At 71.1% G+C, this 9,023-nt stretch carries 8 protein-coding genes and 1 pseudogene; 6 read left to right on the forward strand and 3 right to left on the reverse strand.

Annotated features, from left to right (window positions below; all coding sequences use genetic code 11):
* Positions 1–236: 236 nt before the first annotated feature.
* The 4 genes from ACI3KX_RS21170 to ACI3KX_RS21185 all read left to right on the forward strand — a co-directional run bounded on the left by ACI3KX_RS21170 (position 237) and on the right by ACI3KX_RS21185 (position 4,010).
* Complete coding sequence (locus ACI3KX_RS21170; protein WP_404910980.1) at positions 237–1,448, forward strand: hypothetical protein; 1,212 nt, start codon at positions 237–239, stop codon at positions 1,446–1,448.
* 57 nt (positions 1,449–1,505) lie between these two features.
* The gene (locus ACI3KX_RS21175) at positions 1,506–1,832 is read left to right on the forward strand and encodes an MTH1187 family thiamine-binding protein (protein WP_404910981.1); all 327 of its coding nucleotides are present in this window, start codon (positions 1,506–1,508) and stop codon (positions 1,830–1,832) included.
* Positions 1,833–1,967: 135 nt separating this feature from the next.
* Positions 1,968–3,152 (forward strand): MFS transporter, encoded by a 1,185-nt coding sequence (locus tag ACI3KX_RS21180; RefSeq protein ID WP_404910985.1) that lies wholly within the window; start codon positions 1,968–1,970, stop codon positions 3,150–3,152.
* A 102-nt stretch (positions 3,153–3,254) separates the two neighbouring features.
* On the forward strand, positions 3,255–4,010 hold the full coding sequence (locus ACI3KX_RS21185; RefSeq protein WP_404910982.1) for an NUDIX hydrolase: 756 nt from the start codon (positions 3,255–3,257) through the stop codon (positions 4,008–4,010).
* Between the two features lie 7 nt (positions 4,011–4,017).
* On the opposite strand, the gene ACI3KX_RS21190 is transcribed toward ACI3KX_RS21185, so the two are convergent.
* Both ACI3KX_RS21190 and ACI3KX_RS21195 read right to left on the reverse strand, forming a co-directional pair.
* On the reverse strand, positions 4,018–5,673 hold the full coding sequence (locus tag ACI3KX_RS21190; RefSeq protein WP_404910983.1) for a peroxidase family protein: 1,656 nt from the start codon (positions 5,671–5,673) through the stop codon (positions 4,018–4,020).
* Between the two features lie 69 nt (positions 5,674–5,742).
* Positions 5,743–6,948, reverse strand: coding sequence for a homoserine O-acetyltransferase (locus ACI3KX_RS21195; RefSeq protein WP_363357829.1), 1,206 nt, complete (start codon positions 6,946–6,948; stop codon positions 5,743–5,745).
* A 101-nt stretch (positions 6,949–7,049) separates the two neighbouring features.
* On the opposite strand from ACI3KX_RS21195, the gene ACI3KX_RS21200 reads away from it, so the two are divergent.
* The gene (locus ACI3KX_RS21200) at positions 7,050–7,295 is read left to right on the forward strand and encodes a hypothetical protein (protein ID WP_404910984.1); all 246 of its coding nucleotides are present in this window, start codon (positions 7,050–7,052) and stop codon (positions 7,293–7,295) included.
* A 52-nt stretch (positions 7,296–7,347) separates the two neighbouring features.
* Here ACI3KX_RS21200 and ACI3KX_RS21205 read toward each other — a convergent pair whose 3' ends face one another.
* Entirely contained in the window at positions 7,348–8,670 is a 1,323-nt protein-coding gene (locus ACI3KX_RS21205) for a bifunctional o-acetylhomoserine/o-acetylserine sulfhydrylase (RefSeq protein WP_363357827.1), read from the reverse strand.
* A gap of 242 nt (positions 8,671–8,912) precedes the next feature.
* On the opposite strand from ACI3KX_RS21205, the pseudogene ACI3KX_RS21210 reads away from it, so the two are divergent.
* Positions 8,913–9,023 (forward strand): annotated as a pseudogene (locus ACI3KX_RS21210) (oxidoreductase); the annotation flags it as partial.

Genomic DNA, 9,023 nt, shown 5'->3' on the forward strand with positions numbered 1-9,023 from the left:
GTGGCTCACTCCGCGGCCGCGGGGCTGAGCCACGGCGCGGCCGCGGAGTGAGCCACCGCGCGGCCGCGGAGTGAGCCGCGGCGCGGCCGCGGAGTGAGCCGCGGCCTGGCCGCGACCCTGAACCGCTGCGCAGCCGCGCACTGAGCCGCGGCTCGACCGCCGATGCTGAACCGCGGCGCCGCAAGGACGCTGGACCGCGGCGCGGCGGCGTTCTCGCGGCTCCCTAGGATGGTGGGGTGGCGCGACGGGCGGTGGTGTGGGCGGCTTTCGTCCTCGTGCATGCCGTGGTGATCTGGCTCGGTTTCGCGGCCGATCACGCCGCATCGTGGGACGTCGACCAGCTGTACCGGTGGTGGGCGGGACGCACCCTGATGGGTGGGGCCATCCCGGGCATCACCGAGGAGTGGGTCTACCCGCCGCCGGCGCTCCTGCCGATCCTCCTGGTCGGCGCCTTCAGCGGCCTCGTGGACTACACGCTCGGGTGGGGGCTGCTCGTCACGGCGCTCGACGCGGCGGCGTTCGCGGTGCTGCTCGGGAACGCCAGGTCACGCGGCCGCCTGGTCGCCGCCTGGTTCTGGCTCGCCGCCATCCTGGCCCTCGGCGGTGTGGGCATGTTCCGGCTCGACGCGGTCACCGTGCCGCTGGCCGTCGCCGGCGGGCTGTGGCTCGTCGGCCGGCCGTGGCTCGGGTCGGCGCTCCTCGCCGTCGCCACCTGGATCAAGGTCTGGCCGGCGGCGCTGCTCGCTTCGGCTGTGATCGCGGTTCGGCGACGGTCGGCCGTCGTCGGTGGTGTCGCGATCGTCTCGGCCGTCGTGGTGATCGCCGCACTGCTGGCCGGTGGTGGCGGCCACCTGCTCGGCTTCGTCGGCGACCAGACCTCCCGGGGTCTTCAGATCGAGGCTCCGGTCAGCACGGTGTACATGATGCTCGCGGCGGCCGGCGTGCCGGGCGCGACGATCTTCTACGATCGGGACCTGATCACCTTCCAGGTGACCGGCCCCGGCGTGGACCCGGTGATCGCCGTCATGACGCCCGTGCTCATCGCGGGGATGCTGGCGATCGCGGCGGTCGGGGCCCTCAAGGCGTGGCGGGGAGCGTCGTTCGTCGCGCTGTTCCCGCCGCTCGCCGCCGCACTCGTCCTCGGGTTCATCGTGCTCAACAAGGTCGGCTCGCCCCAGTACATGACGTGGCTCGTGGCGCCCGTCGTCGCCGGGCTCGTCCTCCAGGTGCGGCGCTGGCGGCGGCCGGCGGTTCTGACGCTCGTGATCCTGGCGCTCACACAGCTGATCTTCCCCGTCTGGTACGACGCGATCCTGACGCTCATGCCCGCGGCGGTGGCGCTGCTCGTCGTGCGCAACGTGCTGCTCGTTGGCCTGTTCGCCTGGGTCGTGGTGCGCCTGGCGCGGGTGCGCGTGCGCCGGCCGGTGCCGCTGCGCGTGCCAGAGTAGGTCGGGGTCGCGCCACCGTCGCGGCTCCGCGACACCCCTCGAGAACCGGAGGTTCGAATGCTCGTCGCCTTCTCCGTCGCCCCCAGCGGGACCGGCCGTGCCGACGGCTCGGTGCACGAGGCCGTGGCCGCCGCCGTGCGGGTCGTCCGCGACAGCGGCCTGCCGCACCGCACGACATCGATGTTCACCGAGATCGAGGGGGAGTGGGACGAGGTCTTCGACGTCGTGAAGCGGGCCACCGACGCAGTGGCGCCCTACGGCTCGCGGATCTCGCTCGTGCTCAAGGCCGACATCCGGCCCGGATACACGGGAGAGCTCGACGGCAAGATCGAGCGACTGGAAGCCGCGGTAGAGCGGCAGGAGGTCGACGGCGGGCTCGAGTAGAGGCCGGTCGCACCTCCGCTCAGTCTTATGCGACGTCGGGTGCCGAATCGATTCGACAGCGGGCGCGACCGCCGCTAGCGTGACGTGGTGCCCTCCTCGGACCTGACGACCTCCTCCCTGTCGAAGAAGGCCGCGATGTGGGCGCTCCTGTCGCTCGCCGTCGGCAGCTTCGGCATCGGCATGACCGAGTTCGTGGTGATGGGCCTCCTGCCGAACATCGCGGAGGATCTGCTGCCGTCGCTGTGGGCCACGCGCTCCGAAGATGCGATCGCGCAGGCCGGCTGGCACATCTCGCTCTACGCCCTGGGCGTGGTCGTCGGTGCTCCGACCATCGCCGGCGCGGTGGCGAAGTACCCGCGCCAGCGGGTCATGATCGGGCTCGCCCTGGCGCTCACCGTCTTCAACGCGCTCACCTTCCTCGCCCCGACGTTCGAGTGGGTCGCGGCATCCCGGTTCCTCGCGGGGCTCCCGCACGGCGCGTACTTCGGCATCGGCGCGCTCGTGGCCGCCGACGTGCTCGGCCCGGGCATGCGTGCGAAGGGCGTCGCGTTCGTGCTGACCGGCCTCACCGTTGCGAACGTGGTCGGTGTGCCGCTCGGGACGTACCTCGGGCAGCAGGTGGGCTGGCGTGCCGCGTTCATGGTGGTGGCGGCCATCTTCGCCGCCGCAACGATCCTCATCGCGTTCTTCGTGCCCGAGCGGCCGGGGGATCCGAGCCGCACGATGCGTGCCGAGCTCAAGGTCTTCCGCATCGGGCAGGTGTGGCTCGCGCTCGGTGTCGGTGCGATCGGCTTCGGCGGCTTCTTCGCGGTCTACAGCTACATCGCCCCGCTGGTGACGGAGGTCGCGGGCTCGCCCGAGTGGGTCGTGCCCATCGTGCTCGTCGTCATGGGCCTCGGCATGACCGTCGGAAACCTCGTCGGCGGGCACCTCGCCGACGTCGACCTCAAGCGCACGCTCATCGGCGGGCTGATCGGGCTCGCCGTCGTGCTCGCGCTCCTCGCCGTCACGGCGGAGTGGATCTGGGCGCTGGGCTTCTTCGTGTTCGCGACAGGCTTCGTCGCGTCGGCGCTCAGTCCCACGATCCAGACGCGCCTGATGGACGTCGCACAGGACAACCAGTCGATCGCCGCGGCGCTCAACCACTCCGCCCTCAACATCGGCAACAGCCTGGGCGCGTTCCTCGGCGGCGTCGTGATCGCGGCGGGCTGGGGCTTCCTCGCGCCCGCGTGGGTCGGCGTGGCGCTCGCCGGCGCCGGTCTCGTGCTCGCTGTGGCGAGCATTGCGGCCGAGCGCCGCCGCGTGCTCGTCGCGGTGTGAGCGTCGCAGCGTGCTCGTCGCGGCGAGAGCGCGGCGTCCGGCATCCGCTCAGCCGCACTCCGGGGCCGTGGACGCGGTTCGGGCGCTGGGTAGAGTGAGCGGATGCCGGAGCCCACGCCCGCCGACCGTGCGCTGCAGGCGCTGAGCGACTCGATCGGTGGCGCGCGGAGTCGTCGTCCCGAGGACGCCACCGACCCGTCGGTCCCCGTGGCGGCGACCGTCGTCCTCCTGCGCGACACAGCCGACGGGCTCCAGGCACTGATGATCGAGCGGCCTGACCGCGGCTCGTTCGCCGGCGCGTGGGTGTTCCCGGGCGGCAAGCTCGAGGCCGCAGACCGCCGCGCCGCCGACGAGCCGGAGGAAGAGGTCGCCCGCACCGCGGGCGTGCGCGAGACGCGTGAGGAGACGGCGCTCGCTCTCGATCCGGACGCCCTCGTGACCCTGTCGTGCTGGGACCCGCCGCCCGGACTCGCGCTGCGGATCCGCACGTGGTTCTTCGTCGCACCGGCTGCCGCGGGCGTGCTCGCGCTCTCGGCCGACGAGGCGGTCGCGGCCGAGTGGCTGCGTCCGGCCGACGCGCTGGCACGGCATGGCCGCGGGGAGTTCACGCTGTACCCGCCGACCTGGGTGACGCTGCACGGCCTGGCCGGCCACGCCGACGCCGCGTCCGTCATCGGCGCCGCGCGACTGGGCGGTGTGCACCACTTCGAGACGGTGGCACGCCGGGGCGGCGACGGACCGATGCTGGTCTGGCGGGGCGACGACGAATGGGATCCGGATGCCGCAGCCGCGGCATCCGGATCCCGTCATCGCCTGGAGATCGGCGCTCTCCCGTGGCGCTACGAGCGCACGGGCTGAGCCGGCCTCAGGCGCCGATCACATCGGCGACGCGCACCACGTCCGCGAACGTGAACGCGCCGGGGGCTGCCCCGAGCGTCGGGATGAACGAGACGTTCAGCATCGACAGCGCGTCCCGGCGCAGCAGCGTGACGAACGTATCGGCCACGATCTTCGCCCCGAGCGGTCCGAGGTGCTCCCCGGCAGTCGTCACCATCGCCTCGCGCAGCACGTAGTACCAGAGCGGCGTCTTCTCGAGGAGGAGGCCGTTCTGCTGCTCGAGGACCGCGATCTCGTCGGCGGGAAGACCGTCGGTGAGCTGGGCGGCGGTGAGCACGGGCACGCCGAGCGCCGCCGCCGTCGCCTGTCCGCTCGGCAGGCCGAGGACGAGGCCGCGCAGCAGGTTGCGCGTCGCGAGGATGCTCATGAGCGCGTTGGTGCCCGACCCGTCGAGGTCCTCGAGCGCGCTCGCCAGCACGCTGTCGATCTTGCGTGCGCTGTTGAACACGGGGACGGCGAAGCCGGTCTCGAAGAACGCGTTGAAGTCGACGACCCAGTTCGAGCGCACCGGCAGGTGCGGTTCGTGGATGAAGGCGAAGACGTCCGACATCGGCTTGTTGCGCAGCTCGAAGTTGAGCCAGTACTCGTCGCGGATCATGCTGTGCCCGAACCGGTAGGCGGCGACCGAGAACTCCACCGGCATCTGGAACCTGCTGTTCGGCTTCGCCTTCACGTTCGCCAGCGCGTCGTCGACCGCTGCCTGACCGCAGATGCGCGGCAGGAAGTCGTGCACGACCGCCCACTGATAGTGCAGCGTCGCCTGTCGCTTCGCCTCGACGAAGATGTCGCCCGTGAAGCCCGACGCGATCAGCTGGTCGACGATGGCGTTGTGCAAGCGCAGCATCGCGTGGTGCAGCTGCGACACGATGAGGTTCTCGTTGTTGCGCGGGTCGCCGATGATCGCCGTGAGCGCCGAGGTGCGCGGCACGTCGAAATCGGTGTGCGCCACCATTCCGCCGCCGCCCGCGGCGCCGCCGGCGCCCCCGAGACCGCTGGGAAGGTTGGTGCCGAGCAGCATGCGGAACGCGGATGCCGGTTCTCCCGGTGCGGGCGCGGCGTAGAGGAACGCGTCCACCGCCGGACCCCTGCCGTAGACGCTGTCGAGATCGAGCATCGGCGAGCGCATGTTGTTGATGATCGTCGCGTCGACGAGCGCCGGTGAATCGAGCGCCGAGGACACGTCGAGGGTGATGTCGTGGTCGACGAACTGCCCGACGTAGGTGTAACCGGCCGGCGTCGCCGAGTCGGCCGCGGTCTCGCGGCCGCTGTTGGCCATGAGGTTGCCGAGCTGGCTCAGCAGGTCTCGCGTCGCGTCGTCGAGCGGCAGCCGGCTGGCCGCGCGCACCTTGGCCTTCGTCAGGTACCCGAACTTGTCGGCGTCCGACGCGAAGACGTCGTGCGCCGGAAAGTACCCGAGCGAGAACTTGGCGCCGTGGAAGCGTCCGTGCTCCGGTCGTACCGCCTCCAGTGAGGACCGGATGTCGACGGGGAGCCGCGGCGCCTGCCGCTTCTCACCGGGCGACCTCTCGCGGGTGCCGTTCAGGCCCAGCTGCTCGCGCAGGAAGGGCTGCGCGGCGAATGCGTCTTCGGGCGACTCGGCACCCGATCTGGTCTCAGTGCTCATGATTCCCTCCTTGGGACATTGCCCAGTGGGAGGGGGACACCTACAGCGGTGATACGCCGACGGCGCGAATCAGGACTCGAGCAGTCGCCGCAGGTGCGCACCGACCGCGTGCGTCTCGATGAGGAAGCCGTCGTGGCCGAAGTCGCTCGAGAGCACGACGGCGCGGTCGCCGTCGAGGGTGCGGCGGATGCCGCGCGCGATGCGGTGCTGCCCATCGATCGGGAACAGCCGGTCGCTGTCGATGCCGAGCACGAGCGCTGTGGCGGTGACGAGGGCGAGGGCGTCCTCGACCCCGCCGCGGTCGCGGCCGACGTCGTGGGAGTTCATCGCCTCGACGAGCGTGATGTACGAGTTCGCGTCGAAGCGCCGCGTGAACTTGTTGCCGTGGAAATCGAGGTACGACTCGACGGCGAAGCGTCCGTCGTGGCCGAGCGGGCTCACGCCGGACTGCCAGCTGCGCTGGAACCGCTGATTGAGCTCGGTGGGGGAGCGGTAGTTCAGGAGGGCCATGCGGCGGGCGAGCGCGAGTCCGCGGTTGGGGCCGTCGCCGTCGCCCGCGTCGTAGTACTCGCCGCCCTGGAAGCGCGGGTCGATGCGGATGGCCTCCTGCTGCACCGAGTTGAGCGCGATCTGGTCGGCGGTGTTGACCGGCGGCGACGACAGGATGCCGACGCGTGCCACGCGATCGGGCAGCATCACCGCCCACTCGAGCGCGTGCATGCCGCCCATGGACCCGCCGACGACGGCCGCCCAGACGTCGATGCCGAGCGCGTCGGCGAGGCGCACCTGCGCCGCGACCTGGTCGCGGATCGTGAGGTACGGGAATCGCGAGGCCCACTCGTAGCCGTCCGGGCCGATGGATGCCGGACCCGTCGAGCCCTGGCAGCCGCCGAGCATGTTCGGTGCGATGACGAACCAGCGGTCGGTGTCGATGGGGGCGCCGGGGCCGACGATGTCGTCCCACCAGCCGGAGGTCGGATGCCCCGCGCCGGCCGGTCCGCGCAGGTGGCTGTCGCCGGTGAGGGCGTGCAGCACGAGCACGGCGTTGTCGCGCGCGGCGTTGAGCTCGCCCCACGTCTCGTAGGCGAGGCGGTAGGCGGGAAGCTCGCGACCGCCCTCGGTGCGGAACGAGCCGAAGGCGGCGAAGTGGCGGTCGCCGACGGGGTCGCCGTCACGCCACGCGCCCGTCGCCGGCGGTCGCCCCAGCAGCAGCCGGGCGTCGGCCTCCGTCACCGGCGCGCTCGGCACCGTGTCTTCGGAGGTCTGCCAGTCCATTCGTCCATTCTCGCGTGCCGGTGCCGTCGCACGCGGTCTGTTACGGGTGCCGGCGCGGCGCGGTATATCGGCCGTGCACCCGCGCGTGGCATGATGCGCGCATGTCCAGCGCTGAACCCTTCATGCCCGCCCACGAGCCTCCGCCGTCCACTCCGCCGGAAGAGCACGACGTCGATCACGACGCCGACGTGCTCTTCGACCCCGAGGACACGAACGGGGACGCCGATCCGCAGGCGCAGCCGTGGCACACCGACGCCGCAGCGCCGACGCTGCCCCGTCCGGTCCCGGGTGCGCATCTCACCGCCGAGCAGCTGTCCGCCGACCTGGCCTCCGACGACGGCGAATGACGAATGCCTCGGCCCGGCGCAGTGCGCCGGGCCGAGGCACCTGAGGAGGGGATCAGGCGCGAGCGGCCTCCGACACGCGCCGGGCCGCCGCGAGCGCCTGCTCGAGGTCGGCCTTGAGGTCGTCGATGTTCTCGAGCCCGACCGAGAGGCGCACGAGGCCCGGGGTGACACCGGTCGTGAGCTGCTGCTCGGGCGTGAGCTGCGAGTGCGTCGTCGACGCGGGGTGGATCACGAGCGAGCGCACGTCGCCGATGTTCGCCAGGTGGCTGAAGAGCGTCAGCGAGTTCACGAACTCACGGCCCGCCTCGACGCCGCCCTTGAGCTCGAACGACAGGACAGCCCCGACGCCCTTGGGGGCGTAGTTGTTGGCGGCGGCGTACCACGGCGAGGTCGGCAGGCCGGAGTAGTTGACCGACGCGACGTCGGCGTGGTTCTCGAGCCACTCGGCGATCTCCTGCGCGTTCTGCACGTGGCGCTCGACGCGCAGTGACAGCGTCTCGATGCCCTGGATGAGCAGCCACGCGCTGTTCGGCGAGATCGCGGCACCGAGGTCGCGCAGCAGCTGCACGCGCGCCTTGATGATGTAAGCGAGGCCGTCGCCGACCGCCGCGGTGTACGACGCGCCGTGGTACGACGGGTCGGGAACCGTGAGGCCGGGGAACTTCTCGACGTTCTTCGACCACTTGAACGTGCCGCCGTCGACGATCACGCCGCCGATGGTGGTGCCGTGGCCGCCGAGGAACTTCGTCGCGGAGTGGACGATGATGTCGGCGCCGTGCTCGAACGGCTTGATGAGGTACGGGGTGGCGATCGTGTTGTCGACGATGAGCGGCACGCCGTTCACGTGCGCGACGTCGGCGACGGCGCGGATATCGAGCACGTTGATCTTCGGGTTGCCGATGGTCTCGGCGAAGAAGAGCTTGGTGTTCGGCCGGACGGCGCGGCTCCACTCCTCGGGGTCGTCCTGGTTCTCGACGAACGTCGTCTCGATGCCGAGCTTCGCCAGCGTGTACTTGAAGAGGTTGTACGTGCCGCCGTATATCGAGCTCGACGACACGATGTGATCGCCGGACTCCGCGATGTTGAGGACGGCGGAGGTGGCGGCGGCCTGGCCGCTCGCAAGGAGCAGCGCACCGGTGCCGCCTTCGAGTGCGGCGAGGCGCTCCTCGACGACAGCCTGCGTCGGGTTCTGGATGCGCGTGTAGATGTTGCCGAACTCCGCGAGCGCGAAGAGGTTCGCCGCGTGGTCGGCGTTGTCGAAGACGTACGACGTGGTCTGGTAGATCGGCGTCGCGCGAGCCTTCGTCACCGGATCGGGCTGGGCCCCCGAGTGGATCTGCTTGGTCTCGAAACGCCAGTTCTCGGGTGCGGACATGGCTTGCTCCTGCGGGATCGGATGCCGGGAGCAGGCGCCCCCAGCCGGGTTCGACAGTACGGACCGCCCCGCGTTGTCAACAACCCACGGGAAATGTGACGTAACCTCCTCGCTTCCCGCGCCGCGGTTCCCCGGGTTCCCCGTCCACTTGCGCTGGATGTACGAAGCTCACGGCGTGTCACGTACAGACAGCGCAAGTGAACGAGTGTGGGGGCGGGCACGCGGGTGGGTAGCGTGGAGGCATGGCGAACAGACGTGCAGTGGTGACCGGCGCGAGCTCGGGGATCGGTGAGTCGGCGGTGCGGGCACTGCGCGCGACCGGCTGGGACGTGGTCGGCGTGGCGCGACGCGCC

The organism is Microbacterium sp. ZW CA_36 (genome assembly GCF_044987475.1).
Lineage (GTDB): Bacteria > Actinomycetota > Actinomycetes > Actinomycetales > Microbacteriaceae > Microbacterium.

Excerpts from the sequence above, each read along its gene's own strand:
- ACI3KX_RS21200 (WP_404910984.1), top strand. The coding sequence starts at position 7,050 with ATGTCCAGCGCTGAACCCTTCATGCCCGCCCACGAGCCTCCGCCGTCC.
- ACI3KX_RS21175 (WP_404910981.1), top strand. The coding sequence starts at position 1,506 with ATGCTCGTCGCCTTCTCCGTCGCCCCCAGCGGGACCGGCCGTGCCGAC.
- ACI3KX_RS21195 (WP_363357829.1), bottom strand. The coding sequence starts at position 6,948 with ATGGACTGGCAGACCTCCGAAGACACGGTGCCGAGCGCGCCGGTGACG.
- ACI3KX_RS21205 (WP_363357827.1), bottom strand. The coding sequence starts at position 8,670 with ATGTCCGCACCCGAGAACTGGCGTTTCGAGACCAAGCAGATCCACTCG.
- ACI3KX_RS21190 (WP_404910983.1), bottom strand. The coding sequence starts at position 5,673 with ATGAGCACTGAGACCAGATCGGGTGCCGAGTCGCCCGAAGACGCATTC.
- ACI3KX_RS21180 (WP_404910985.1), top strand. The coding sequence starts at position 1,968 with ATGTGGGCGCTCCTGTCGCTCGCCGTCGGCAGCTTCGGCATCGGCATG.
- ACI3KX_RS21185 (WP_404910982.1), top strand. The coding sequence starts at position 3,255 with ATGCCGGAGCCCACGCCCGCCGACCGTGCGCTGCAGGCGCTGAGCGAC.